Source organism: Phycicoccus sp. HDW14 (assembly GCF_011383005.1).
Classification (GTDB): Bacteria; Actinomycetota; Actinomycetes; order Actinomycetales; family Dermatophilaceae; genus Phycicoccus.
Genome location: NZ_CP049935.1, coordinates 1221037 through 1247068 on the forward strand (window position 1 = coordinate 1221037; position 26032 = coordinate 1247068).

The window sequence follows — 26032 nt, forward strand, 5'->3', positions numbered from 1 at the left end:
TCGTGGCGGTGGGGTCCGGACGCTCATCAGGTGACGGTGGCCCGCGCGGCGTGCTCGGGGTGCTCGTGCTCGGCGCCGTCGAGGACGGCCCGCAGCTGCTCGGCCGCGCGCAGGACGTCGGCGTGGGTGAGGTACATCGGGGAGAACCCGAGCCGCACGATGTCGGGCTCGCGGAAGTCGCCGACGACGCCGCGCGCGATGAGGGCCTGGACCACGCCGTAGGCGCCGGGGTGGCGCACCGACACCTGCGAGCCGCGGCGGGCGGGGTCACGGGGCGTGGCGACCTCGACCTCGGGGACCAGCGCGTCGAGGCACTCGAGGAAGAACCCGGTGAGCGACAGCGAGCGGGTGCGCAGGTCGGCGACCGACTCCCCGTCGTACGCGTGCAGCGCCGCCTCGAGGGCGAGCATCGAGAGCAGGGGCGGGGTGCCGACCCGTCCGCGGGCGATGCCGGGAGCGGGCGCGAAGTCGGGGGCCATCGCGAAGGGCGTGGCGTGCCCGTTCCATCCCGACAGCGGCTGGTCGAACGCGTCCTGGTGGCGCCGGGCGACGTAGAGGAACGCCGGCGCGCCGGGTCCGCCGTTGAGGTACTTGTAGCCGCAGCCGACGGCGAGGTCGGCGCCGTGCTCGTCGAGGCCGACCTCGAGGACACCGGCCGAGTGGCAGAGGTCCCAGCAGGCCAGTGCGCCGACGTCGTGGGCGGCGCGGGTGATGCCGGCGAGGTCCCACAGCTCGCCCGTGCGGTAGTCGACCGAGCTGTACGAGGCGAGGGCGGCGTCCTCGCCCAGCGCGGCGATGCGGGCCGGGGCGTCGGCCGGCGCCACGAGCTCGACGACGAGGCCGGCGTCGCGGGCCGCCGCCTGCGTGACGTAGAGGTCGGTGGGGAAGGAGGCGGGGTCGGTGAGCACGACGCGGCGCCCCGGGCGCATCCGGGCGGCGGCGACGATCGCCTTGTAGAGGTTGACGGTCGTGGAGTCGGTGCAGACGACCTGCCCCTCGGCCGCGCCGACGAGGGCCCCGATGCGGTCGCCGACGCGGGTCGGGGCACCCCACCAGTCGGACTCGTTCCAGCTGGCGATCAGCCGGCTGCCCCACTGGCGGTGCACGACGTCGGCGACGGCCTCGGCGACACCGGCGGGCAGTGCGCCGAGGGAGTTGCCGTCGAGGTAGACCACGCCGGCCGGGAGGCGGAAGCGGCCGCGCAGGTCGGTGCCGGCGTGCTGGGTGTCGAGGGCGCGGGCGCGGTCGGTCAGCGGTGACGACATGGGTCGACGCTAGCGCTCGACCCGAGCGGGAGTGACGATCCGCGCGCGCCCGGGTGACTCCCGGGGCGCCGGGGGGCACGTGTGTCCTTCCCGGATCCAGTCGCGGCGTCAGGTATCCCTGTCGTTTCGACCGGTATCCCTGTCGTCGCGACCGGTATCCCTGTCGTCGGGGGAGGGATACCGGTCGGAGCGACTGGACTTCGGGAGCACCATGGTGGGTTCCCGGCTCTCAGGTCGCGGCTGACAGGTGGGGCCCGCCGGGCCGGCCGCGCGGTCAGGCGTCGAGGGTCATGAGCAGCACGGGCCGGCGGTCGGCCGGCAGCCACGGCGGCCGGGTCTCGCCGACGACCCGCCAGCCGCGCCGACGGTAGAGGTCGGCGGCGGGGGAGTGCTCCTGGACGACGTCGAGCACCGGCACCCGGCCCAGGTCGCGCGCCCGCCCCACCGCGACGTCGAGCAGCCGCGTGCCGAGCCCGAGCCCCCGCCGTTCGGGGTCGACGAAGAGCGTGGAGACCGAGGCCATCCGCTCGACGGGCAGGCCGAGCGCGGCCGTGAAGCCGTCGGCCTCCCACCCGTCGGCCGGGTGGAGGAGCGCCCCGTGCCCCGCCACCTCACCGTCGACCTCGACGACCCACGCGCCGAGCTCGCCGTCGCGCACGACGAAGTCCTCGGCGGGGAACGGCAGCGGCCAGCGCACGGGGTACCCCGACCCCGGCTGCTGGGCCGCGAGCACCTCGACGAGGCGCGGGACGTCGGACGCGGCGCGCAGGCGGACGGTGACGGCGGTGGGCACGTCCCGAGGCTAGAACCCGCCACCGACGACGTCACACCGCGCCCGTAGCATCGCCCCTCGTGAGCAGCACCCCACCATCGGCGTCCTCGCCGTCCAGGGCGACGTCCGCGAGCACGTCGTCGCCCTCGAGCGCGGCGGGGCCACGGCCGTCACCGTGCGGCGTCCCGCCGAGGTGGCCGCCGTCGACGGACTCGTCCTCCCCGGCGGCGAGTCGACGACCATCGACAAGCTCGTGCGCGCCTTCGACCTCCAGCAGCCGCTGCGCGAGCGCATCGCCGACGGCCTGCCGGTCTACGGGTCGTGCGCCGGGATGATCCTGCTCGCCGACCGCCTCGCCGACGGTGCGAACGGCCAGCAGACGCTCGGCGGGATGGACATCCTCGTCCGGCGCAACGCCTTCGGTCGGCAGGTCGACTCCTTCGAGGAGGACCTGCACATCCGCGAGCTCGGGGCGAGCCGGTGCGCGCGGTCTTCATCCGGGCGCCGTGGGTCGAGGAGGCCGGCGACGCCGTCGAGGTCCTCGCGCGGGTGGAGCACGGACCGGCCGCGGGTAGGATCGTCGCCGCGCGTCAGCGGAACCTGCTCGTCACGTCGTTCCACCCCGAGGTGACAGGCGACCACCGGGTGCACCAGCTGTTCGTCGACATCGTGAGACAGAGTCTGAGGGAGCCATCATGAGCGGCCACTCCAAGTGGGCGACCACCAAGCACAAGAAGGCGGCGATCGACGCCAAGCGCGGCAAGCTGTTCGCCAAGCTCATCAAGAACATCGAGGTCGCGGCCCGCACGGGCGGCGGTGACCCGACCGGCAACCCGACCCTCTACGACGCCATCCAGAAGGCGAAGAAGTCGTCGGTGCCGAACAACAACATCGACAACGCGGTCAAGCGCGGCTCGGGGGCCACCGCCGGCGGCGCCGACTGGGAGACCATCACCTACGAGGGCTACGCGCCCGGCGGGGTCGCCGTGCTCATCGAGTGCCTCACCGACAACCGCAACCGCGCGGCCGCCGAGGTGCGCACCGCCCTGACCCGCAACGGCGGCCAGCTCGCCGACCCCGGCTCGGTCAGCTACGTGTTCGACCGCAAGGGCGTCGTCATCGTGCCGAAGTCGGAGAAGGACGAGGACGACCTCCTCGAGATCGTGCTCGACGCCGGCGCCGAGGAGGTCAACGACAACGGCGACACCTGGGAGATCGTGTCCGAGGCCACCGACTTCGTCGCGGTCCGCACCGCCCTCCAGCAGGCCGGGGTCGACTACGACTCCGCCGAGGCCTCGTGGGTCCCCAACCTCCAGGTGCCGCTCGACGCCGACGGCGCGAAGAAGATGATCCGCGTCATCGAGGCCCTCGAGGACTCCGACGACGTCCAGGACGTCTACGCCAACGGCGACATCCCCGACGACGTCCTCGCCGAGCTCGACGACGACGAGTGACCCGTAGGGTCGACGGATGACCTCCGACGCCGTCGCCCTCTGGGACTCCGAGGCCCCCGCCTTCGACGAGGCCCCCGACCACGGCCTGCTCGACCCGGCCGTCCGCGATGCCTGGCGCGCCCTGCTGCTCGGGGTGCTGCCCCCGCCGCCGGCGGCCGTCGCCGACCTCGGCTGCGGCACCGGCACCCTCGCACTGCTGCTCTCCGACGAGGGGTACGCCGTCGACGCCCTCGACTTCTCGCCGGCCATGGTTGCCCTCGCCGAGGCCAAGCTCGCGGCATCGCGCGCCACCGTGCGCCTCGGTGACGCCGCCGACCCGGGGCTGGCCTCCGGCTCGGTCGACGTCGTCCTCTGCCGGCACGTCCTGTGGGCCCTGCCGGACCCGGTCGAGGTGGTGCGCCGGTGGGTGGCCGCCCTGCGTCCGGGCGGTCGCCTCGTCCTCGTCGAGGGGAACTGGTCCACCGGCGCCGGCCTCACCGCGCAGCGCTGCGCCGAGGTCGTCGGCGAGGTCTGCGACGACGTCGACGTCCGCCACCTGCCCGACCCCGCCCTCTGGGGCCGCGAGATCGAGGACGAGCGCTTCCTGCTCGTGGCCACGCCCTGACCCCACCGCCCGCGTGTCGGTGCGTCGGGGGTCGCGGCCCTCCCGTAGCGTTGCCCCGAACAGGTGTTCCAATCCGTCGGCAGGAGTCCAGCGTGCGCGTGCTCGGGGTGGACCCCGGCCTGACCCGGTGCGGTCTCGGCGTCGTCGAGGGCCGACCCGGCCGGGCCACGATGGTCGCAGTCGGTGTCGTGCGCACGCCGAGCGGCGCCGACCCGGGGGAGCGGCTGCTCTACCTCGAGACCGAGCTCGGCGGGTGGATCGACCGCTTCGCCCCCGAGGTCGTCGCCGTCGAGCGGGTCTTCGCCGACGTCAACGTCGCCAGCGTCATGACCACCGCCCACGCCACGGCCGTGGCCCTGCTCTGCGCCGCACGCCGCGGGGTGCCGGTCGTCTTCCACACGCCGACCGAGGTCAAGGCGGCCGTCACCGGCAGCGGCCGCGCCGACAAGGCCCAGGTCACGTCGATGGTCACCCGCATCCTCGGCCTCGAGGTCGCCCCGAAGCCGGCCGACGCCGCCGACGCCCTGGCCCTGGCCATCTGCCACGCGTGGCGCGGCGCCCAGGATGCGCGCCTCGCCGCTCTCGCCGAGGCGGCCCGCCGGTGATCGCCTCGGTGCACGGCACCGTCGCGCACGTCGGGCTCGACCGCGTCGTCGTCGAGGTCGGCGGCGTCGGGATGCTGGTGCACACCACCCCGGCCACGGCCGCGACGTGCCACCGCGGCCAGGAGGCCACGCTCGCCACGAGCCTCGTCGTGCGCGAGGACTCCCTCACCCTCTTCGGCTTCGCCGGCGGCGCCGAGCGCGACATGTTCGAGACCGTCCAGACCGTCTCCGGGGTCGGCCCGCGGCTGGCGCTGGCCATGCTGTCGGTCATGGGGCCCGACGAGCTCGCCGGCGCCCTGAGCACGGGCGACGCCAAGGCCCTGACCGCCATCCCGGGCATCGGGGCCAAGTCGGCCCAGCGCCTCGTCCTCGAGCTGCGCGACAAGGTCGGTGCCCTGCACGGCACCGGCACACCGCCGGCCGGCGCCACCCCCGCGGCCCCGGCCGCCGAGCCGTGGCGCGAGCAGGTCACCGAGGCCCTCGTCGGGCTCGGCTGGAGCGGCAAGCAGGCCGGTGACGCGGTCGAGCGGGTCGCCGCCGACGCGCCGGCCGACGCCGAGGTCGCCACCTACCTGCGCCTGGCCCTGCGCGAGCTGCGCCGGTGAGCACCGGCCCGGCCGACGGGTTCGGCAGCGAGATCCGCGAGGCCGACGGGTCGTTCGAGGCCACCGCCCGGGTCGTCGACGCCGGCGGCAGCGACGACGAGCGCGTCGTCGAGGCCGCCCTGCGCCCACGCCGCCTCGCCGAGTTCCCCGGCCAGACCCGGGTGCGCGACCAGCTGGGGCTCGTCCTCACCGCCGCCCGTCGCCGCGGCACCCCGCCCGACCACGTGCTGCTCTCGGGCCCCCCGGCCTCGGCAAGACGACGCTGGCGATGATCGTGGCCGCCGAGCTCGAGCGGCCCATCCGGGTCACCAGCGGGCCGGCCATCCAGCACGCCGGCGACCTCGCGGCCGTCCTGTCCAGCCTCGACGAGGGGGAGGTCCTCTTCCTCGACGAGATCCACCGGATGAGCCGGGCCGCCGAGGAGATGCTCTACCTCGCGATGGAGGACTTCCGGGTCGACGTCGTCGTGGGGAAGGGCCCGGGCGCCACGGCCATCCCCCTCGAGCTGCCGCCGTTCACCGTCGTCGGCGCGACGACCCGGGCCGGGCTGCTGCCGGCCCCGCTGCGCGACCGCTTCGGCTTCACCGGGCACCTCGACTACTACGAGACCGCCGACCTCGTGACCATCCTCCACCGCTCGGCCGGGCTGCTCGGGGTCCCGGCCGACGAGGAGGCCGTCGTCGAGGTCGCCGGACGCTCCCGCGGCACGCCCCGCATCGCCAACCGCCTGCTGCGCCGGGTCCGCGACTGGGCGCAGGTGCACGGCGACGGCTCCGTCGACCACCACGCGGCCCGCGAGGCCCTGGCCCTCTTCGACGTCGACGACGCCGGCCTCGACCGCCTCGACCGCGCCGTCCTCGACGCCCTCTGCCGCCGGTTCGCCGGCGGGCCGGTCGGGCTCTCGACCCTCGCCGTCGCCGTGGGGGAGGAGTCCGACACCGTCGAGACCGTCGCCGAGCCCTACCTCGTGCGCGAGGGCTTCATGGCCCGCACGCCCCGGGGTCGCACCGCCACGGCCAAGGCGTGGGCCCACCTCGGGCTGCGGGCCCCCGCCGACGCGCCGCAGCAGAGCGTGCTGCCGCTCGGTGACGACGGCCCGGGGCGGCTCGGCGGCTGAGCGGACGCACCGGCGGCAAGGCACGCGGAGGGCCGGTGCTTCGTTGGTGAGGCGTCCGGCTCTGACCTAGAGTGGTCCCTCGGCCCGGTACTCCCGGGCCGATCCACTGCTCGCCATCCGCGGTGACCCCGCTCCGAAGGACCTACACCGATGTCTTCCGGCTCCGGCTCCGGCCTGACCTACCTCCTCATCCTGGGACTGCCGTTCCTCCTCCTGGTCTGGATGTTCTTCACCCAGCGGAACCGGTCCAAGCAGGTGCAGAGCCTCCAGGGCTCGCTCCAGGTCGGCGACGAGGTGGTGACCACCTCCGGGCTGTTCGGCACCATCACCGCACTCGACGAGAAGGTGGCGACGCTCGACATCGGAGGCGGCACCGTCGTGCGCTTCGACCGCCGCGCCATCGGCATGCGGCAGGACCCGCCGCAGGACCAGCGTCCGGTCGAGGGGGCCTGAGATGGCGACCACGGCCCCCCGCGCCCTCGCGCGCCGCGCGCTCATCGGCCTGACCGTCCTCGTCGTCGTCCTCGGCGGCGTGCTGGGCTACTCCGTCATCTGGGGTGACGGGCAGGCCACCCCGAAGCTCGGGCTCGACCTCAAGGGCGGCACCCAGATCATCCTCGAGCCGCGCACCAACGCCGGCCAGAGCGTCGGCGCGGCCCAGCTGGCCCAGGCGCGCGACATCATCGTCCAGCGCGTCGACTCCAACGGCGTCTCCGGTGCCGAGGTCACGACCCAGGGCGACCGCAACATCGTCGTGAGCATCCCCGAGATCCCGACCCAGGCCGTCCGCGACGCGATCAGCAAGTCCTCGCAGATGCAGTTCCGCCCGGTGCTGGCCGTCGGGTCCGGCGTCCCGGTCCCGACGAGCGCGGCGAGCCCGTCGGCCTCCGGCAGCCCCTCGGCCACCCCCGCCCCGTCGGCGTCCTCGTCGGCCGGCGCGCAGAGCCCCTCGCCGAGCCCGTCCTCGACGAGCAACGGCGTCGTCAACGACGCCCTCACCGCCGCCACGCCCACCCCGTCGCCGAGCGCCTCACCGAGCGGCTCGCCGAGCGCGAGCCCCAGCCCCTCGGCCAGCGGCGGCACGCCGACGAAGGCCACCGACCTCGCGTGGATCACCCCCGAGGTGCAGAAGGCCTACGACGCCCTCGACTGCTCCAAGCCCGAGGCCCGCGACAACATCAAGGACGTCGACACCGAGCCGCTCGTCACCTGTGGCGTCGACGACGGTGCGAAGTACATCCTCGGCCCGGTCGTCGTCTCCGGCGACAAGATCGACAACGCCACCGCCGGCTACAAGACCAACCAGCAGGGCGTCGCGACGAGCGAGGTCGAGATCGCGCTGTCGTTCAACAGCGCCGGCACCAAGCAGTACGCCGAGATCAGCCGCGAGATGGTCACGCTGCCCTCGCCGCAGAACCGGCTGGCGGCCACCCTCGACTCCCAGGTCATCGTCGCGCCGCAGTTCAACAGCGCCATCCCCGACGGCAACGCGAGCATCACCGGCGGCTTCACCCTGGACTCGGCCAAGGCCCTCGCCGACCAGCTGAAGTTCGGCGCCCTGCCGCTGTCGTTCGAGGAGCAGTCGAGCGTCGACATCAGCCCGACCCTCGGCAGCGAGCAGCTGCGCTACGGCTTCCTCGCCGGCCTCGTCGGGCTGGCCCTCGTCGTCGTCTACTCGCTCTTCCAGTACCGCGTGCTCGGGTTCGTGACGATCAGCTCGATCGTCGTCGCCGGCCTGCTCACCTACCTGACGATCACGGTGCTCGGGTGGGCCCAGAACTACCGCCTCGACATGGCGGGCGTCACCGGGCTCATCGTGGCCATCGGGTTCACGGCGGACAGCTTCATCGTCTACTTCGAACGCGTGCGCGACGAGCTGCGCGAGGGACGTTCCCTCGCGAGCGCCGTCGAGACCGGGTGGAACCGCGCGAAGCGCACGGTCCTCATCGCCGACGGCGTGAACTTCCTCGCGGCGATCGTGCTCTACCTGCTCGCCAGCTCGAGCGTGCGCGGGTTCGCCTTCACCCTGGGCCTCACGACGTTCATCGACCTGCTGGTCGTCTTCTGGTTCACCCACCCGCTGCTCACGCTGCTGACCCGCCTGCCGTTCTTCCGCGACGGGCACCGGCTGTCCGGCCTCGACCCACGCCGGCTCGGCGCCAAGACCCGCACGTACGCCGGCCGCGGGAGGTTCACCCCCGTGACGCCCGCCGCCCGCTCGACCGAAGGGAGCCGGGTGTGAGCACCAGCTTCTCCGAGCTCGGCAACGACCTCTACACCGGCAAGCGCTCGCTCGGTGTCGTCGAGCACCGCCGCCGCTTCTACATCGTCTCCCTCGTGCTCGTGGCCATCGCGGTCCTCGGCCTGGGCGTCAAGCAGCTCAACCTCAGCCTCGAGTTCCGCGGGGGCAGCGAGTTCCGCGTGGCCACCGCGTCGGCACCGGGCGACTACGAGAGGACGGCCCGTGACGCCGTCGGCGCCGCCGAGGACGAGAGCGGCGTCAACGTCACCCTCGTCGGCAACAACACCGTCCGGGTCCAGACCGAGCGGCTGTCCGACACCGCCAGCCAGGACGTCCGCGGCACCCTCGCCAAGGCCTTCGACGTGCCCGAGCAGGACGTCAGCGCGACCTTCATCGGCCCGTCGTGGGGTGCGTCGGTCAGCGAGCAGGCGCTGCGCGCGCTCGTCATCTTCCTCATCGCCGTCGTGGCCATGCTGAGCATCTACTTCCGCAACTGGAAGATGGCCCTCGCCGCGCTCTTCGCGATGATCCACGACCTCGTCATCACCGTCGGCATCTACGCCCTCACCGGGTTCGAGGTCTCGCCGGCGACGATGATCGGCTTCCTCACCGTCCTCGGCTACAGCCTCTACGACACGGTCGTCGTGTTCGACAAGGTCCGCGAGAACACGGCCGAGGCCCTCGCGAACGGCCGGATGACCTTCGGGCAGGCGGCCAACCTCGCGGTCAACCAGACGATGGTCCGCTCGATCAACACCACCGTCATCGGCCTGCTGCCGATCGCGGCCGTCCTCGCGGTCGGCTCGCTCTTCCTCGGCCCGGGCGTGCTCGTCGACCTCTCGCTCGTCCTCTTCATCGGCATCCTCGTCGGGGCCTACTCCTCGATCTTCATCGCGACCCCGATCCTCGTGACGCTGCGCCGCAACGAGCCGGCGGTCGTCGAGCTGGCGAAGCGGGCCCAGCGTCACCAGGCCAAGAAGGCCAAGGACGCGCGCGTCAGCGAGGCGGAGGCGCCCGAGGGCGTCGACGGCGAGCCGGTGCCCGCCGGGTCGGTGGCCGTCGCGGACCGCGAGGAGGGCGCGACCCTCACCGGGCGTGCCGTGCACCAGTACGCCCGCTCCGGCCCGCGCAACCAGCCGAAGCGCCCGCCGAAGTCCAAGCGGTAGCGCGTGCCCGACCCCACGGACCCGACCCTCGACGAGGTCGTCGCCCGCTCGCTGCGTGACGTCGCCGACTTCCCGCAGCCGGGCGTCGTCTTCAAGGACATCACGCCCCTGCTCGCCGACCCCGTCGCCTTCGCGGCCGTCGTCGCCGGCCTGGCCGAGGGACGACGCGGCGTGGTCGACCTCGTCGCCGGGGTCGAGGCGCGCGGCTTCGTCGTCGGTGCCGCGCTGGCCCACGCGATGGGCGTCGGGTTCGTCCCGGTGCGCAAGGTCGGCAAGCTGCCCGGCGAGACGGTCACCGCGTCCTACGACCTCGAGTACGGCTCGGCGACCATCGAGGTGCACGCCGACGCCGTGGCCGCGGGGGAGCGGGTCGTCCTCGTCGACGACGTCCTCGCCACCGGCGGCACGGCCCTCGCGGCCTGGGACCTGCTCGAGCGCGTGGGCGCCGAGGTCGTCGGCTTCGACTGCGTCGTCGAGCTGGCCTTCCTCGGGGGCCGGGAACGTCTCGGGCACCGCAGCGTCCGGGCGCTGCACGTCGTGCCGTGAGCAGCGCCTAGACTCCGTGCATGGCGGAGCACACGACGGCCGCCACCTCGGGGAGCGCCGCGGCCGGGGTGGGTTCCCGGGCCAGGGCGCGGGCGGCCCTCGCGCGCGTCGGGCGCAACCGGCCTCCGGGCAACCCCGTCCTCGAGCCGCTGCTCCAGATCGTCCGCCAGACCCACCCCAAGGCCGACGTCGACCTCGTCGAGCGGGCCTACGCCGTCGCCGAGCGCGCCCACGAGGGGCAGAAGCGCCGCAGCGGCGACGACTACATCACCCACCCGCTCGCGGTGACCACCATCCTCGCCGAGCTCGGCATGACGCCGACGACCCTCGCCGCCGCGCTGCTCCACGACACCGTCGAGGACACCGCCTACAGCCTCGAGGCGCTGCGGCGCGACTTCGGTGACGAGATCGCGATGCTCGTCGACGGCGTCACCAAGCTCGACAAGGTCACCTACGGGCAGGCCGCCCAGGCCGAGACCGTCCGCAAGATGGTCGTCGCGATGGCCCGCGACATCCGGGTCCTCGTCATCAAGCTCGCCGACCGCCTGCACAACGCCCGCACCTGGCGCTACGTCAGCCCGGAGAGTGCGCAGCGCAAGGCCAAGGAGACCCTCGAGATCTACGCGCCGCTGGCGCACCGGCTCGGCATGAACACCATCAAGTGGGAGCTCGAGGACCTCTCGTTCCAGACCCTCTACCCGAAGGTCTACGACGAGATCGTCCGGCTGGTCGCCGAGCGGGCACCAGCCCGCGAGGAGTACCTCGCCCAGGTGCGCGACGAGGTGGGCTCGGACCTGCGGGCCGCGAAGATCAAGGCCACGGTCACCGGCCGCCCGAAGCACTACTACTCCGTCTACCAGAAGATGATCGTCGGCGGCCGCGACTTCGAGCAGATCTACGACCTCGTCGCCGTGCGCGTCCTCGTCGACACCGTCCGCGACTGCTACGCGGCGCTCGGTGCGCTGCACGCCCGGTGGAACCCGGTGCCGGGGCGGTTCAAGGACTACATCGCGATGCCGAAGTTCAACATGTACCAGTCGCTGCACACGACGGTCATCGGCCCGGGCGGCAAGGCCGTCGAGATCCAGATCCGCACGCACACGATGCACCGCCGCGCCGAGTACGGCGTCGCCGCGCACTGGAAGTACAAGGAGGACCCGGCGGCCAAGGGCGCGCCCAAGGTCCCCGGCGCCGAGCTGCGCGACGGCCAGACCGGGCCGGTCAACGACATGGCCTGGCTGCGCCAGCTCCTCGACTGGCAGAAGGAGACCGCCGACCCCGGCGAGTTCCTCGAGTCGCTGCGCTTCGAGATCACCGCCAGCGAGGTCTACGTCTTCACCCCGAAGGGCCAGCTCGTCGGCCTGCCGGCCGGAGCGACCCCCGTCGACTTCGCCTACGCCGTGCACACCGAGGTGGGCCACCACTGCATCGGGGCCCGGGTCAACGGCCGGCTCGTGCCGCTCGAGAGCCGCCTCGACAACGGCGACGTCGTCGAGGTCCTCACCTCCAAGGCCGACTCCGCCGGCCCCTCCCGCGACTGGCTGAACTTCGTCCGCTCCGCGCGCGCCAAGAACAAGATCAAGCACTGGTTCACCAAGGAACGCCGCGAGGAGATGATCGAGGAGGGCAAGGAGGCCCTCGCCAAGGCGATGCGCAAGCAGGGCCTGCCGCTCCAGCGGCTCACCTCCGTCGAGTCGCTCACCGGGGTCGCCGAGGAGCTGCGCTACCCGGGCATCGACGCCCTCTACGCCGCGGTCGGCGAGGGCCACGTCTCGCCCCAGCACGTCGTGTCGCGGCTGGTGTCCGCCGTCGGTGGCGAGGACGGTGCCAGCGAGGACATCGCCGAGGCCGCCTCCCCGGTGCTCAGCCGGCCCCGCTCGCGCCGGTCCGGCGACCCAGGGGTCGTCGTCAAGGACATGTCCGACGTCTGGGTCAAGCTCGCCCGCTGCTGCACCCCGGTGCCCGGCGACGACATCCTCGGCTTCGTCACCCGCGGCAACGGGGTCTCGGTGCACCGCCGCGACTGCACCAACGCCGACTCGCTGCTCGCCCAGCCCGACAAGATCATCGAGGTCGAGTGGGCGCCCACCTCGGGCAGCCTCTTCCTCGTCCAGCTGCAGGTCGAGGCCCTCGACCGCTCCCGCCTGCTCTCCGACGTCACCCGGGTGATCTCCGACCACGGGGTCAACATCCTGTCGGCGTCGGTGCAGACCTCCCGCGACCGGGTCGCGGTGCTGCGCTTCACCTTCGAGATGGGCGACCCGGGCCACCTGGGCCACGTCATCCGCGCGGTCCAGAACGTCGACGGCGTGCTCGACGCCGAGCGGGTCACCGGCGGCCGCCGCGACGCCTGAGGCTCAGCCCTTGGGCAGCCGGCGCAGCAGCATCGTCACGTAGACGTCGGCGATGTCCTGCGGCCGGTCGACGGTGAACACGGCCGCCCCGCCGCCTCCGGCCGTCGGCACCGCCCGGGCGATCGGGCCGAGCGCCTTGGCGTCGACCCCGCCCATCCCGATGAGCAGCACGGTGACCGGGCGCTTCGGGTCGGCGGCCTTCGCCAGCCGGGTGCGCAGCTGGGCCAGGCTCAGGCCGCCGGACGTGTCGTCGTTGACGCCGTCGGTGAAGAGGACCATGAGGTTGACCGCGTCGGCGTCGTAGCCCTTGACCATCGCCGCGTACCCGGCGTCGACCGTGTCGTAGAGCCCGGTGTCGCCGCCGAGCCGGGTCGGGAGGTTGCCGAGCGAGAAAGCCAGCCGCGAGCGCTGGTCGCCCTGGCCGAGCGGGCGCACCGGCTGCACCTCGGTCCAGTCGATGCGTCCGCGCTGGCGGGTCGAGAAGGTCCACAGCCCGACCGAGTTGTGGTCGGCGAGCAGCTGGTTGGCCCCGGAGGAGGCCGCGGTGGCCACCTCGATGCGGGAGGCGCCGCCGCCGGCCGGGGCGCGCATCGACCCGCTCGTGTCGATGATGTTGAGCAGCCGGGTGGGCTTGGCGATGGCGGCCCACATCTGCTCGGCCGCCTTGGCCTGCGCGGCACTGGCCGCGCCGGCGAGCGCCGCGGCCGGGGGTGCGCCCTCGACGACGGGGGAGGAGTCGGTGCGGGTGCGGAACCCGGCGTCGCGCAGGATCTTCTGCCCGGCGGCCGAGGTGGCGGCCGCGACGAGCGCGTCGGAGGCGCCGTTCGGCGACCGGTCGCTCGTGACCGTCGCGTACTCGAGGGCCGGTGTCGTCGAGCTGGCCCGGTGCACCGTCAGCCCGGCGACCTTCGCGCGGTGGACCTGCTGCTCGGTCGTCGGGAAGATCGCCGAGTCGCTCTGGCCGGCGTGGCTGGTCAGAAGGCTCTCCTCGGGGACGACCCGGCTGAGCATCCCGCCGATCCGGGCCAGGGCGCCGGCCCGGCGGTCACCGGGCAGGGCGTCGATCTCGCCGAAGCCCTCCATGAGGGTGAGGCTGCCGACCGTCGAGGTCGTGGGGTCCGGCATCCGGCTGTCCTCGGCGACGAGGGTCGCCGACCAGGTGACCGGTCGTGGGGCCTTGAGGCCCTTCGGGACGGCGAGCAGCACCGGCGTCGAGGCGAGGACCTCACCGACCCGCACACCGTCGCTCGTGGCGGCGACCTCGCGGGCGAGGGGCGCCGAGTCGGGGACCCAGACGGCCGGAGCGTCGGCGGCGCTGGTCTCGAACCGGCGGGCGGTGACCGTGGCGGCCTCGGCGGTGACGGTGAAGCGCCAGCACCCGGGGTCGGCGGTGCGGGCCACGGCCTCGAGCGGCTCGCGCATCGCGGCCGTGGTCGTGACGGTGACGTCGGTGGGGTCGACGCACCCGGCCTTCGCGGCCACCGGGTCGGCGGCGGGGCCGAACCGTTCCCAGGCCTGCCAGCCGCCGACCCCGAGCACGACGAGGAGCCCGGCCGCCAACGCAGCCACCGTGGTGCGGCCGCGCTGGACCGAACCCCCGTGTCGACCCATCAGCCCCTACCTTCCGTGACCGGACGCACAGCGGGGCCCATCCTGCCCTGCGGAGGGCGCCGAGGGCGAGGGTCTCCGGGAAGGAGTTTCGGCTGGTCAGCCGCCGAACTCGTCGACCCCGGCGCGGGCCTGGGCCAGCCACTCCTGCTGGGCGGCGAGCCGCTCGCGGGCGGCGGTGGCCTTTCCCTCGTTGCCGGCGGCCTGGGCCTTGGCCACCTCGGCCTCGGCCTTGGCGACGGCGGCCTCCAGCTGCTCGACCATGCTGCGCGCACGGGCCGACAGCTCGGGGTTGGTGGCCTTCCAGCGCTTCTCGTCGGCCTCGCGGACAGCGGTCTCGACCCGGCGCAGCCGCTTCTCGACGCGCTCGATGTCGCCCCGCGGCACCTTGCCGGCCGCCTCCCAGCGGTCCTGCACGGCGCGCAGGGCGCTCTTGGCGGCCTCGATGTCGGTGACGGGGAGGATGGCCTCGGCCTCGAGCAGGATCTCCTCCTTGACGGCGAGGTTGGCCCGGAACTCCTCGTCCTCGACCGCCGCCACCGCGTCCTTCGCGGTGAAGAACGCGTCCTGGGCGGCGCGGAACCGCTCCCAGAGCGCGTCGTCGTCGGAACGGGCCGCGCGGCCGGCCCGGCGCCACCGGTCCATCAGCTGCTTGTAGGCGCGGGCGGTGTTGCCCCAGTCGGTGCTCGTCGAGAGCGCCTCGGCCTCGGCGACGAGGGCCTCCTTGGCCGCGCGGGCCTCGCCCCGGGTCGACTCCAGCTCGGCGAACCACGCGCGACGGGCCTTGTCGAAGGCGTTGCGGGCGTGGCTGAAGCGCTGCCAGAGCGCGGTCTCGGTGGCCTTGTCGAGCTTGGCGCCGCCGCGCTGGTGGCCCTTCCACTCGTCGAGCAGCGCGCGCATCCGCTCGCCGCTCTGCTTCCACTGCGTGCTGCCCGGCGGCTGGGCTGCGATGGTCTCGGCCTCGGCGACGATGGCCTCGCGCGCGGTGGCGGCCTCGGCGCGGGCGACGCGCCGGTGCTCGGCCTCGGCGGCGCGCTTGGCCTCCAGGCCCTGCTCGACCCGCTCGACGGTGGCGTGCAGGGCCGGCAGGTCACCGACGACGTTGGCCTGCTCGAGGTGCTCCTTGAGGGTGGCGAGCCCGTCGGCGACCTCCTTCGCGGAGACCTCGGGGTTGGCCAGCCGCGCCTCGAGGAGGTCGGCGGAGGCGGCGAGCTCGTCGAACTTGCGGGCGAAGTACTGGAGGGCCTCCTCGGGGGTGGCCCCCGGGTAGGAGCCGACCTCGCGCTCCTCGTCGCCGACCGTGACGAAGACGTGTCCCTCCTCGTCGGCCCGACCGAAGCGGGCGGACTCGGAGTGCTGGACGGGGGCCGGGGCGGCCACCGGACGGGGTGCCACTCGGCCGGCGAGCGCGGCGGGCGAGGGCACGGGGGGACGGGGTGTGGGCTTGTCCTCGGACACGGTCAGGACTTCTCCTCGGTGACAGCAACCCGCAGGATGCTGATCGGTGCGGCCGGCGCGCCGTCGTCGGGCGACGTCTCGTTCGGCGCCACCCCCTGGGCGGCGACGCTGTCGACGATATCCAACCCGGAGGTCACCGTGCCGAACACGGTGTACCCGCTGGGGTCCGGGAGGCTCGAGTCGCCGTACACGATGAAGAACTGGCCGCCGTTGCCCTTCTTCGGGTCGGTGGTGCGGGCCATGGCGAGGGTGCCGCGGGCGTACGTGCCGTCCTTGGGCGCGTTCTCGACCCCGAAGCCGTAGCCGGGGGTGCCCTGGCCGGTGCCGGTGGGGTCGCCGCACTGCAGCACCTTGAGGGCCTCGTACGTGGTCAGCCGGTGGCAGGGGCCGTCCTTCCAGTACTGCTCGCGGGCGAGCTGGAGGAAGGAGGCGACGGCCTGCGGGGCCTTCGTGCCGTCGAGGCGCAGGCCGATGTCGCCGCAGTTCGTCGTGAGCGTCGCGTCGTAGACCTTGCCCTCGGCCGTCTTCTTGTCGGGGAGGGTCAGCTCCGCGGCGGTGCCGAGCGACGTCGGGGGAAGTGGGCACCCGGCGAGCGTGGTGTCGGCGGACGGGGTGGTCGGGGAGCCCTTGACGAGGAACCCGAGCACCGCCACCGCGGCGACGACGAGCACGACGACCGCGATGACGGACCCGACGCGCAGCAGCCGGGCGCGGTCCTGGACCCGCTGGCTCTCGCGGGCCTGCTGCTTCTCCCAGCGGCGCCGCGCGCGGGCCCGCTCCTGCTTCCTGGTCAACCCCGTGGTCCTTCGTCGTCGTCGTCGCTCGGTCGAGCGGCGCCCAGTGTAGGCACCGCCTCCCGTTAGGCTCGCGGACGTGCTCGCCGTCGCCTTCCCCGCCGCCGCCTTCGCGACCAACTGCTACGTCCTGGCGACCGGCCCGGGGGAGGAGTGCCTCGTCGTCGACCCGGGCATCGGGGTCGAGGACACGCTGCGCGACGTGCTCGCCGAGCACCGGCTGCGCCCGGCCGCCGTGCTGCTCACCCACGGCCACCTCGACCACGTCTACTCGGTGACACCCGTGTGCGGCGGGACGACGGCGGCCCACATCCACGGTGACGACCGCTACCGGCTCACCGACCCGCTCGCCTCGATGGACCCCGGCACGCTCGCGATGATGGAGGCCCAGTTCGGCCGGCGGGCGACGTGGCGCGAGCCCGAGGAGGTCGTCGAGGTCACCGACCGCGAGCGGCTCGAGATCGCCGGCCTGTCCCTCGAGGTGCTCCACGCGCCCGGTCACACCGAGGGCTCGGCGATGTTCGCCCTCGACGTCGTACCCGATGGCCTGCCCGCCGAGGAGGGCCTCGACCGCACCGTCGTGTCCGGCGACGTGCTGTTCGCCGGCTCGATCGGGCGCACCGACCTCCAGGGCGGCGACCCCGACGCGATGCAGCGCTCGCTGCGCGACGTCGTCCTCCCGCTCCCCGACTCCACGCTCGTCCTCACCGGCCACGGACCGGCGACGACGATGCGCCGCGAGCGGGCCTCCAACCCGTACCTGCGAGGATTGACGGCGTGACGCCTCCCGCCCAGAAGGTGACCCCGATCTCGGGGTTCCCCGAGCTCCTCCCCGCCGAGCGGCTCCTCGAGCTGCAGTTCCTCGACGTCGTCCGGGAGGTCTTCGAGCTGCACGGCTTCGCGCCGCTGGAGACCCGGGCCGTCGAGCCGGTCGAGCGACTGCTCGGCAAGGGCGGCGACGCCGACAAGGAGATCTACGGGGTCACCCGGCTCGCCGGCGAGGACTCCGGGCGCGACGCCGCGCTCGGGCTGCACTTCGACCTCACGGTGCCGTTCGCGCGCTACGTCCTCGAGAACGCGGGGAAGCTGGCTTTCCCGTTCCGCCGCTACCAGGTGCAGAAGGTGTGGCGCGGCGAGCGGCCCCAGGAGGGGCGCTTCCGCGAGTTCACCCAGGCCGACATCGACGTCGTCGACGTCGGCGGGCTCGCGCCGCACTTCGAGGCCGAGATGCCCCTCGTCATCGCCGAGGCCTTCCGCCGGCTGCCGGTGGGGGAGTTCCGCATCCAGGTCAACAATCGGCTCGTGCCCGAGGGGTTCTACCTCGGCATCGGGCTCACCGACGTCGCCGGCACCCTGCGCATCGTCGACAAGCTCGACAAGATCGGGCCCGGGAAGGTCGCCGCCCAGCTCGTCGGGGCCGGCGCCACCGACGAGCAGGCCCGGCTGTGCCTGGCGCTGGCCGACATCCGGTCCGAGGACCTCTCCTTCGTCGACGCGGTGCGCGCCCTGGGCGTGTCCCACCCGACGCTCCACGCCGGCCTCGAGGCGCTGGCCGCCGTCATCCGCACCGGGATGGAGCGCGCGCCCGGCACCCTCGTCGCCGACCTGCGCATCGCCCGGGGCCTCGACTACTACACCGGCACCGTCTACGAGACCCAGCTCGTGGGGTCCGAGGACTGGGGCTCGGTGTGCTCCGGCGGCCGCTACGACTCGCTGGCCACCGACGGGCGCACGACCTACCCGGGCGTCGGCATCTCGATCGGGCTGACCCGGCTCGTGCACCTGCTCGTGTCCAAGCGCGGCCTGACCGCCTCGCGCTCGACCCCGGCGGCGGTGCTCGTCGCGGTCGTCGACGAGGAGTCGCGCACCCGGTCCGACGCCGTGGCCGCAGCGCTGCGGGGTCGTGGTGTCCCGTGCGAGGTCGCGCCCAGCGCAGCGAAGTTCGGCAAGCAGATCCGCTACGCCGACCGCCGCGGCATCCCGTTCGTCTGGTTCCCGGGCGCCGGCGACGACCACGCCGACCAGGTCAAGGACATCCGCTCCGGCGACCAGGTCGACGCCGACGCCGCGACGTGGGAGTGCCCGGCGGCCGACCTGCGCCCGGGCATCGTCACCCGGCAGGGCTGAGCGGCGGCGGGCGCAGGCCCGACTCCTTGAGCTCGAGCACGGCCAGCGCCCGCACCACCTCGCGATCGCCGCGACGCCACGCCCCGGCCGGGTCGTCCGAGATGCGGGCCAGCCGCTGCATCGGCTGGTTGGCCATGGCCCGCAGCGCGAAGAGGTCGAGGTCGGGTGCGGCGTCGACGAACCGCTGGGCCGCGGTCGCACGCCGGACGAACCGCCAACGCAGCACCAGCCAGGTGCCGAGCACGATGACGACCGGCGCGACGGCCGTGACGAGCGCCAGCACGGTGGCGAACCGCTCGACGGCGGACACGAGGTCGCGCCCCGCCGACGCGAAGTCCTCGCCGACGCCGGCCGCCGACCGGAACGGCGCCGCGATGCGGTCGTCGAGCAGGGGGAGGTCGTCGACGGAGTTGCCCGCGTCGGTCATCCGCCCGGTGAAGCCGGTGCCCGCCGACTCCAGCCGGTGCCCGGGCTCGGCGAGGCGCAGCGTCGACTCGTGGACCCACTGGGCCACCCGCACCCAGAGCACCACCCAGGCCACCATCGCCAGGTCGGCGAGGACCTGGACGCCACGTCGGGCCGGGAGGTCGCTGTACAGCTTCACGGTGCTCTCCTGCGGTGTCGGGGGAGGGTCGGGCTCGGCACTAGACTTCCATCGCGCTCCAGCCGGAGGCCGCTCCGTGGGCAACGACGCCCCGGTCCTCGACACGAGACAAGGTCTGATATCCGTGAAGGTCGGTATCCCCAGCGAGGTCAAGAACAACGAGTTCCGTGTCGGGATCACCCCGGTCGGCGTGCATGAGCTCGTCCGACGTGGTCACGAGGTCGTCGTGCAGAAGGGCGCGGGCCTCGGGTCCTCCATCACCGACGACGAGTACGTGTCGCAGGGCGCGACGATGCTCGACTCCGCCGACGACGTGTGGGGCGAGTCGGACATGGTCATGAAGGTCAAGGAGCCCGTCGCCGAGGAGTACCACCGACTGCGCGAGGGCCTGACCCTCTTCACGTACCTGCACCTCGCCGCCGACGAGCCGCTGACCCGCGAGCTCGTCGACAAGAAGGTCACCTCCATCGCCTACGAGACCGTGCAGCTGCCCTCGGGCCTGCTGCCGCTGCTCTACCCGATGTCCGAGGTCGCGGGCTGCCTCGCGCCCCAGGTCGGTGCGCACTCGATGATGAGGGCCCAGGGTGGCCGCGGCGTGCTCATGGGCGGCATCGGTGGTGTCGCCAACGCCAAGGTCGTCGTCCTCGGGGCCGGGGTGGCCGGCCAGAACGCGGCGAACATCGCGCTCGGCATGGGCGCCGACGTCACCCTCCTCGACACCGACCTCGACAAGCTGCGGATGAGCTTCTGGCGCTACGACAACCGCGTCGCCCAGATCGCGTCCTCGTCCATGTCGGTGCGCGAGCAGGTGCTCCAGGCCGACCTCGTCATCGGCACGGTCCTCATCCCCGGCGCCAAGGCCCCCAAGCTCGTCACCGACGACATGGTCGCCGCGATGAAGCCGGGCTCGGTGCTCGTCGACGTCGCCATCGACCAGGGCGGCTGCTTCGAGAACTCGCGGCCGACCACGCACGCCGAGCCGACCTTCCAGGTGCACGACTCGATCTACTACTGCGTCGCCAACATGCCGGGCGCCGTGCCGCACACCTCCACGTGGGCGCTGACCAACGCCACCCTGTCGTACGCGACCAAGCTCGCCGACAAGGGCTGGAAGGACGCCTCGAAGGCCGACCCGGCGCTGGCCCTCGGCCTGAACACCCACGCCGGCAACATCACGTACGCCGCGGTGGCCGAGGCCTTCGGGATGGACAGCATCACCCTCGACGAGGCCCTGTCCTGACCGAGCCCACGACGCCGCCGACGGCCCGCCCCACCCCCGTGGGGCGGGCCGTCGACGCGTGGCTGACCCACCTCGACGTCGAGCGCGGGGTCAGCCGCAACACCCTCGCGGCCTACCGGCGCGACCTCGCCCGCTGGAGCGGCCACCTCGCCGCGCGGGGCGTCACCCGACCCGAGGACGTCACCGAGGCCCACGTCACCGACTTCCTCGCCGGGCTGCGCGAGGGCGACGACGAGCACCCTCCACTCGCCGCGAGCTCGGCGGCCCGCACCCTCGTCGCCGTCCGCGGGCTCCATCGCTTCCTCGCCCTCGAGGGCGTGCTCGACACCGACCCGTCGCGCGACGTCGCCCCGCCGCGCACCCCCGACCGGCTGCCCAAGGCGATCGCGCTGCACGAGGTCGAGCGGCTGCTCGAGGCGGCGTCGGTGGGGGACACCCCGACCTCGCTGCGCGACCGCGCGCTGCTCGAGGTGCTCTACGGCACGGGCGCGCGGATCTCCGAGGCCGTGGGCCTCGACGTCGACGACCTCGACACGACCGAGGGCGTGGTGCGCCTGCGCGGCAAGGGCGGCAAGGAGCGGATCGTGCCGCTCGGCTCCTACGCACGCGAGGCCCTCGCCGCCTGGCTGGTGCGCGGACGCCCGGCGCTGGCGACCCACGGCCGGGGCACGCCGGCGGTCTTCCTCGGGGTCCGGGGTGCCCGGCTGTCCCGGCAGAGCGCCTGGGCGGTGCTGCGCACGGCGGCCGAGCGGGCCCACCTCACCGGGCACCTGTCGCCACACACGCTGCGGCACTCCTTCGCGACCCACCTGCTCGAGGGCGGCGCCGACGTCCGGGTGGTCCAGGAGCTGCTCGGGCACGCCTCCGTGACGACCACGCAGATCTACACCCGGGTCACCGTCCAGCAGCTGCGCGAGGTGTACGCCCAGAGCCACCCCCGCGCGAGGTGAGCGTGGGGGCGCGCGTGCTCCGCTGATAGGGTCGGGCCCGATCAGCGAGAGGCTGACCGAGGCACGGAAGGCACCGGGGAGAGAGACGTTGGGCGAGACCGAGGCGGCGTTCCAGATCCGCATCGACGGGCAGGTCGGCGCGACCGGACGGCCGCTGCCGGACTTCCCGGTCCCGGCCCCGCTGACCGGCCACGGCCCGGCGCGGATCATCGCCATGTGCAACCAGAAGGGCGGCGTCGGCAAGACGACGACGACCATCAACCTCGGGGCGGCGCTCGCCGAGCTCGGCCGGCGCGTCCTCCTCGTCGACTTCGACCCCCAGGGCGCCCTGTCGGTCGGCCTCGGCGTCAACGCCAACGCGCTCGACGTCACCGTCTACAACCTGCTCACCGAGCGCGGCCACGACGTGCGCCAGGTCATCCAGCACACGAAGGTCGAGGGCCTCGACGTCCTCCCCGCGAACATCGACCTGTCGGCCGCCGAGGTCCAGCTCGTCGGCGAGGTGGCCCGCGAGCAGATCCTCGCCCGCGTCCTGCGGCCGGTCATGGACGACTACGACGTCATCATGGTCGACTGCCAGCCCTCGCTCGGCCTGCTCACCGTCAACGCCCTCACCGCGGCGCACGGCGTCATCATCCCGCTCGAGTGCGAGTTCTTCGCGATGCGCGGTGTGGCCCTGCTCGTCGAGACGATCGAGAAGATCACCGACCGGCTCAACCCCCGCCTCCAGGTCGACGGCATCCTCGCGACGATGTACGACGGGCGCACCCTGCACTCCAAGGAGGTCGTCGCGAGCGTCGTCGAGCACTTCGGCGACCAGGTGTTCCACACCGTCATCTCGCGCACCGTGAAGTTCCCCGACGCCTCGCTCGCCGCCGAGCCGATCACGACCTACGACGGCGCCCACAAGGGCGCGGAGGCCTACCGCCAGCTCGCCCGCGAGCTGATCGCCCGCGGCGGGGCGGCCTGACCCTCATGGCCACGCCCCCCGGGGCCGCGCAGCAGGAGGCGGTCGTCCCCGGCGGGGTCATCACCCGCCGGGCCGCCGCCACGCCCTTCGAGGTCCACCTCGAGAACTTCACCGGCCCGTTCGACCTGCTGCTCGGCCTGATCAGCAAGCACAAGCTCGACATCACCGAGATCGCCCTCGCGAGCGTCACCGACGAGTTCATCGCCTTCATCCGGGCCGCCCGCGAGAGCGAGGCCGGGTGGGACCTCTCGCAGGCCACCGAGTTCCTCGTCGTCGCCGCGACCCTGCTCGACCTCAAGGCCGCCCGGCTGCTGCCGCAGTCCGGCCCCGAGGACGAGGAGGACCTCGCCCTCATCGAGGCCCGCGACATCCTCTTCGCCCGGCTGCTGCAGTACCGCGCCTTCAAGGACATCGCGCACACCTTCGCCGAGCGGATGGCCACGGCCGGCCGGCGGCACCCGCGGGCCGTGGGGCTCGAGCCGCACCTCGCGGCGCTGCTGCCCGAGCTCGTGATGACGGTCAGTCCCGAGCAGCTGGCGATGATCGCCGCCCGGGCCATGGTGCCCAAGGCGCCGCCGACCGTCGGCCTCGCGCACCTGCACGCCCCGCAGGTGAGCGTGCGCGAGCAGGCCGGCCTCATCGGCGCCCGGCTGCGCCGCGAGCGCGTCGCCTCCTTCCGCAGCCTCGTCGCCGACGCCGACAGCACCCTCGTCGTCGTCGCCCGCTTCCTCGCCCTCCTCGAGCTCTTCCGCGAGGCGGCCATCGGCTTCGAGCAGGCCGAGGCCCTCGGCGAGCTGACCGTCCGCTGGACCGGGTCGGAGGAGGGCGAGATCGAGGTCACCGACGAGTTCGACGAGCCGCCCGAGGGCACCCCGCCCGCCGACGCCGCGCCCACCACCCCCACCCCGAGGAGACCCCCGATGAGTGAGCCGGAGCCCGACCCGGCGCCCGAGGAGCAGCCGGCACCCGAGGAGCAGCCGGCGCCCGACGAGCAGCTCGCGTTCGACGTCGCCGACTTCCCGGGCGGCATCCACGGCGCGCTCGAAGCGGTGCTCATGGTCGTCGACGAGCCGGTCACGACGCCGGCCCTCGCCTCGGCCCTCGAGCAGCCGGTCGCCGACGTCGAGGCGGCCCTCGCCGACCTCGAGGCCGGGTACGAGGAGCAGCACCGCGGGTTCACCCTCCGCCAGGTCGGGGGCGGCTGGCGGATGTACAGCCGCCACGAGTACGCCCCGGTCGTCGAGCGCTTCGTCCTCGACGGCCAGCAGGCCCGGCTCACCCAGGCCTCGCTCGAGACCCTCGCCGTCATCGCGTACCGCCAGCCGGTGTCCCGCTCGCGCGTGGCCGCCGTGCGCGGCGTCAACGTCGACGGCGTCATCCGCACCCTCCTGTCCCGCGGGCTCATCGAGGAGCTCGGCCAGGACGAGGAGTCCACCGCCACCCTGTACGGCACGACGTCGTACTTCCTCGAGCGCCTCGGCCTCCAGGGCATCGACGAGCTCCCCGCGCTCGCCCCGTACCTGCCCGAGGTCGACGTGCTCGACGAGATCGCCGAAGGAGGCCGGGCATGACCCCGCCGAAGGACCGAGGTGCCCGCCGTGCGGGTGACCGCCAGCAGCGCCCCCGCGGCCAGGGCCCGAAGGCCGGCTCCGGCCGCGCCCCGGGCACCGGCACGACCCGCCCCAGCCAGCCGACCCAGACCAAGCGGGAGCCCCAGCGGCCCGTCGTCGACGTCCACGACCCCCACGGCGTGCGCCTGCAGAAGCTGCTCGCCGGCGCCGGCGTGGGGTCGCGCCGGGTGTGCGAGGACCTCATCAGCCAGGGCCGGGTCGAGGTCGACGGCCAGGTCGTCCGCGAGCTCGGGGTGCGCATCAAGGCCACCCAGGTCGTCCACGTCGACGGCGAGCGCGTGCAGCTCGACGAGTCGCGCGTCTACCTCGCGTTCAACAAGCCGCTCAACGTCGTCACGTCGATGAGCGACGAGCTCGGGCGGGTCGACATCGGCGACTACTTCGGCGACCGCAAGGAGCGGCTCTTCCACGTCGGCCGGCTCGACGCCGACACCGAGGGCCTGCTGCTGCTCACCAACGACGGCGACCTCGCGCACCGGCTCCAGCACCCGCGCTACGGCGTGCTCAAGACCTACCTCGCGCAGATCCCCGGCCCGGTGCCGCGCGACCTCGGGAAGCGGCTGCGCGAGGGCGTCCAGCTCGAGGACGGCCCGGTCGCGGTCGACTCCTTCCGGGTCGTCGACTCCCAGCCCGGCAAGGCGATCGTCGAGGTCGTGCTGCACGAGGGGCGCAAGCACATCGTGCGCCGGATGCTCGCCGAGGTCGGCCACCCCGTGCAGTCGCTCGTGCGCACCGAGGTCGGCCCGATCCGGCTCGCCGACACCAAGCCCGGCAAGTTCCGGTCGCTCTCGAGCGCGGAGGTCGCGGCGCTGTACAAGGCCGCAGGGCTCTGATGCGCGTCCACGTCGTCGGTACCGGGCTCATCGGTACCTCGCTCGGGCTGGCGCTGACCCGCCACGGCGACGAGGTCACCCTCGAGGACGCCCTGCCCACGCACGCCGCCCTGGCGCGCGACCTCGGGGCCGGGCGGCTGCCGGCCGACGGCGAGGTGCTCGCGCCCGACCTCGTCGTCGTCGCGGCCCCGCCCGACGTCACGGCCGGGTGCGTGCTGGCGGCGCTGTCGCGCTGGCCCGCGGCCGCGGTCACCGACGTCGCCTCCGTCAAGGGCACGGTGCTCGATGCGCTGCGCGCCGCGGACGCCGACCTCGAGCGCTACTGCGGCTCGCACCCGATGGCCGGGCGCGAGCGCTCGGGGGCGGTCTCCGGCCGCCACGACCTCTTCGACGGCCGGGCCTGGGTGCTCTCGCCGACCGACCGGACCCGCCCCGAGGTCGTCGCCCTGGTCACCGAGGTGGCGCGGGCCGCCGGGTCGGTCGTGCGCACGCTGCCGGCCCGCGAGCACGACCGTGCCGTGGCCGCCGTCTCGCACGTGCCGCAGCTGGCCGCGAGCCTCGTCGCCGCGCGGCTCGAGGACCTCGACGAGGACGCGGTGGCCCTCGCCGGGCAGGGGCTGCGCGACGTCACGCGCATCGCAGCGAGCGACCCGCACCTGTGGACCCAGATCCTCGCGGGCAACGCGGGCGCGGTGCGCGAGGTCGTCGACGCCCTCGCCGCCGACCTGCGCGCGGTGTCCGGGGCGCTGGCCGCCCTCGAGGCCGGTGACGACGCGCCGGGCGCGCGGGGCACCATCGCCACGACCATCGCCGCCGGGAACGCCGGCCACGCCCGCATCCCGGGCAAGCACGGCGCGGCCCCCACGGCCTACACGACGGTGCGCGTGCTCATCCCCGACGAGCCGGGCCACCTCGGGCGGCTGTTCGCCGACGTCGCCGAGATCGGGACGAACATCGAGGAGTTCCACCTCGACCACGGGCTCGGGCAGCCGTTCGGGCTCGCCGAGGTCGACGTCGTGCCGGCCGCGGCCGCCGGCCTGGCCGAGGGGCTCACCGCGCGGGGCTGGCGCCTGCACGGCTGAGGCCC

23 protein-coding genes and 2 pseudogenes are annotated in these 26032 nt (G+C 73.8%); 19 read left to right on the forward strand and 6 right to left on the reverse strand.

Going from position 1 to position 26032, the window contains the following annotated elements; all coding sequences use genetic code 11:
• Window positions 1-26: 26 nt before the first annotated feature.
• Both kynU and G7075_RS06065 read right to left on the reverse strand, forming a co-directional pair.
• Complete coding sequence (gene kynU / locus G7075_RS06060) at window positions 27-1265, reverse strand: kynureninase (RefSeq protein ID WP_166119878.1); 1239 nt, start codon at window positions 1263-1265, stop codon at window positions 27-29.
• Window positions 1266-1539: 274 nt separating this feature from the next.
• Window positions 1540-2058 (reverse strand): GNAT family N-acetyltransferase, encoded by a 519-nt coding sequence (locus tag G7075_RS06065; protein WP_240917929.1) that lies wholly within the window; start codon window positions 2056-2058, stop codon window positions 1540-1542.
• Between the two features lie 49 nt (window positions 2059-2107).
• Between G7075_RS06065 and pdxT the strand changes: the two are divergent.
• From pdxT to G7075_RS06120, 11 genes and pseudogenes are all read left to right on the forward strand, one after another.
• Window positions 2108-2736 (forward strand): annotated as a pseudogene (gene pdxT, locus G7075_RS06070) (pyridoxal 5'-phosphate synthase glutaminase subunit PdxT).
• On the forward strand, window positions 2733-3491 hold the full coding sequence (locus G7075_RS06075; protein WP_166119880.1) for a YebC/PmpR family DNA-binding transcriptional regulator: 759 nt from the start codon (window positions 2733-2735) through the stop codon (window positions 3489-3491). The pseudogene pdxT and the gene G7075_RS06075 overlap by 4 nt, the downstream one beginning before the upstream one ends.
• Before the next feature lie 16 nt (window positions 3492-3507).
• The gene (locus tag G7075_RS06080; protein ID WP_166119883.1) at window positions 3508-4095 is read left to right on the forward strand and encodes a class I SAM-dependent methyltransferase; all 588 of its coding nucleotides are present in this window, start codon (window positions 3508-3510) and stop codon (window positions 4093-4095) included.
• Between the two features lie 92 nt (window positions 4096-4187).
• On the forward strand, window positions 4188-4700 hold the full coding sequence (gene ruvC / locus G7075_RS06085) for a crossover junction endodeoxyribonuclease RuvC (protein WP_166119886.1): 513 nt from the start codon (window positions 4188-4190) through the stop codon (window positions 4698-4700).
• Window positions 4697-5305: a Holliday junction branch migration protein RuvA gene (ruvA, locus tag G7075_RS06090; protein ID WP_166119889.1), complete on the forward strand. Its 609-nt coding sequence runs from the start codon at window positions 4697-4699 to the stop codon at window positions 5303-5305. Before ruvC ends, ruvA begins: the two co-directional genes overlap by 4 nt.
• 32 nt (window positions 5306-5337) lie before the next feature.
• A pseudogene (gene ruvB / locus G7075_RS06095) lies at window positions 5338-6422 on the forward strand (Holliday junction branch migration DNA helicase RuvB).
• Between the two features lie 150 nt (window positions 6423-6572).
• Complete coding sequence (yajC, locus tag G7075_RS06100; RefSeq protein ID WP_166119893.1) at window positions 6573-6875, forward strand: preprotein translocase subunit YajC; 303 nt, start codon at window positions 6573-6575, stop codon at window positions 6873-6875.
• Window position 6876: 1 nt separating this feature from the next.
• Window positions 6877-8664 (forward strand): protein translocase subunit SecD, encoded by a 1788-nt coding sequence (secD, locus tag G7075_RS06105; RefSeq protein ID WP_166119896.1) that lies wholly within the window; start codon window positions 6877-6879, stop codon window positions 8662-8664.
• Window positions 8661-9830 (forward strand): protein translocase subunit SecF, encoded by a 1170-nt coding sequence (gene secF, locus G7075_RS06110; RefSeq protein ID WP_166119898.1) that lies wholly within the window; start codon window positions 8661-8663, stop codon window positions 9828-9830. The genes secD and secF overlap by 4 nt, the downstream gene beginning before the upstream one ends.
• A gap of 3 nt (window positions 9831-9833) precedes the next feature.
• Entirely contained in the window at window positions 9834-10376 is a 543-nt protein-coding gene (locus G7075_RS06115; RefSeq protein ID WP_166119901.1) for an adenine phosphoribosyltransferase, read from the forward strand.
• A gap of 20 nt (window positions 10377-10396) precedes the next feature.
• On the forward strand, window positions 10397-12730 hold the full coding sequence (locus G7075_RS06120; RefSeq protein ID WP_166119904.1) for a bifunctional (p)ppGpp synthetase/guanosine-3',5'-bis(diphosphate) 3'-pyrophosphohydrolase: 2334 nt from the start codon (window positions 10397-10399) through the stop codon (window positions 12728-12730).
• A gap of 3 nt (window positions 12731-12733) precedes the next feature.
• Here G7075_RS06120 and G7075_RS06125 read toward each other — a convergent pair whose 3' ends face one another.
• The 3 genes from G7075_RS06125 to G7075_RS06135 all read right to left on the reverse strand — a co-directional run bounded on the left by G7075_RS06125 (window position 12734) and on the right by G7075_RS06135 (window position 16590).
• A complete protein-coding gene (locus G7075_RS06125; protein ID WP_166119907.1) occupies window positions 12734-14290 on the reverse strand; it encodes a substrate-binding domain-containing protein in 1557 nt (518 codons plus the stop codon).
• A 147-nt stretch (window positions 14291-14437) separates the two neighbouring features.
• Entirely contained in the window at window positions 14438-15796 is a 1359-nt protein-coding gene (locus tag G7075_RS06130; protein WP_240917930.1) for a DUF349 domain-containing protein, read from the reverse strand.
• Between the two features lie 2 nt (window positions 15797-15798).
• Window positions 15799-16590, reverse strand: a complete 792-nt coding sequence (locus G7075_RS06135) for a peptidylprolyl isomerase (RefSeq protein ID WP_166119910.1) — start codon at window positions 16588-16590, stop codon at window positions 15799-15801.
• A gap of 79 nt (window positions 16591-16669) precedes the next feature.
• On the opposite strand from G7075_RS06135, the gene G7075_RS06140 reads away from it, so the two are divergent.
• Both G7075_RS06140 and hisS read left to right on the forward strand, forming a co-directional pair.
• Window positions 16670-17371, forward strand: a complete 702-nt coding sequence (locus G7075_RS06140; RefSeq protein ID WP_166119914.1) for an MBL fold metallo-hydrolase — start codon at window positions 16670-16672, stop codon at window positions 17369-17371.
• Entirely contained in the window at window positions 17368-18717 is a 1350-nt protein-coding gene (gene hisS / locus G7075_RS06145; RefSeq protein WP_166119917.1) for a histidine--tRNA ligase, read from the forward strand. The genes G7075_RS06140 and hisS overlap by 4 nt, the downstream gene beginning before the upstream one ends.
• On the opposite strand, the gene G7075_RS06150 is transcribed toward hisS, so the two are convergent.
• Complete coding sequence (locus G7075_RS06150) at window positions 18701-19321, reverse strand: hypothetical protein (protein WP_166119920.1); 621 nt, start codon at window positions 19319-19321, stop codon at window positions 18701-18703. The genes hisS and G7075_RS06150 overlap by 17 nt on opposite strands.
• A gap of 124 nt (window positions 19322-19445) precedes the next feature.
• Between G7075_RS06150 and ald the strand changes: the two genes are divergently transcribed.
• From ald to G7075_RS06180, 6 genes are all read left to right on the forward strand, one after another.
• Window positions 19446-20561 (forward strand): alanine dehydrogenase, encoded by a 1116-nt coding sequence (gene ald / locus G7075_RS06155; RefSeq protein WP_240917931.1) that lies wholly within the window; start codon window positions 19446-19448, stop codon window positions 20559-20561.
• 38 nt (window positions 20562-20599) lie between these two features.
• Complete coding sequence (xerD, locus tag G7075_RS06160) at window positions 20600-21511, forward strand: site-specific tyrosine recombinase XerD (protein WP_240917932.1); 912 nt, start codon at window positions 20600-20602, stop codon at window positions 21509-21511.
• Window positions 21512-21599: 88 nt separating this feature from the next.
• Window positions 21600-22481, forward strand: coding sequence for a ParA family protein (locus G7075_RS06165; protein WP_240917933.1), 882 nt, complete (start codon window positions 21600-21602; stop codon window positions 22479-22481).
• Window positions 22482-22486: 5 nt separating this feature from the next.
• Entirely contained in the window at window positions 22487-24052 is a 1566-nt protein-coding gene (scpB, locus tag G7075_RS22545; protein WP_166119923.1) for an SMC-Scp complex subunit ScpB, read from the forward strand.
• Window positions 24049-24945, forward strand: coding sequence for a pseudouridine synthase (locus G7075_RS06175; RefSeq protein ID WP_166119926.1), 897 nt, complete (start codon window positions 24049-24051; stop codon window positions 24943-24945). Before scpB ends, G7075_RS06175 begins: the two co-directional genes overlap by 4 nt.
• Complete coding sequence (locus tag G7075_RS06180; protein WP_166119929.1) at window positions 24945-26027, forward strand: prephenate dehydrogenase; 1083 nt, start codon at window positions 24945-24947, stop codon at window positions 26025-26027. The genes G7075_RS06175 and G7075_RS06180 overlap by 1 nt, the downstream gene beginning before the upstream one ends.
• Window positions 26028-26032 lie beyond the last annotated feature (5 nt).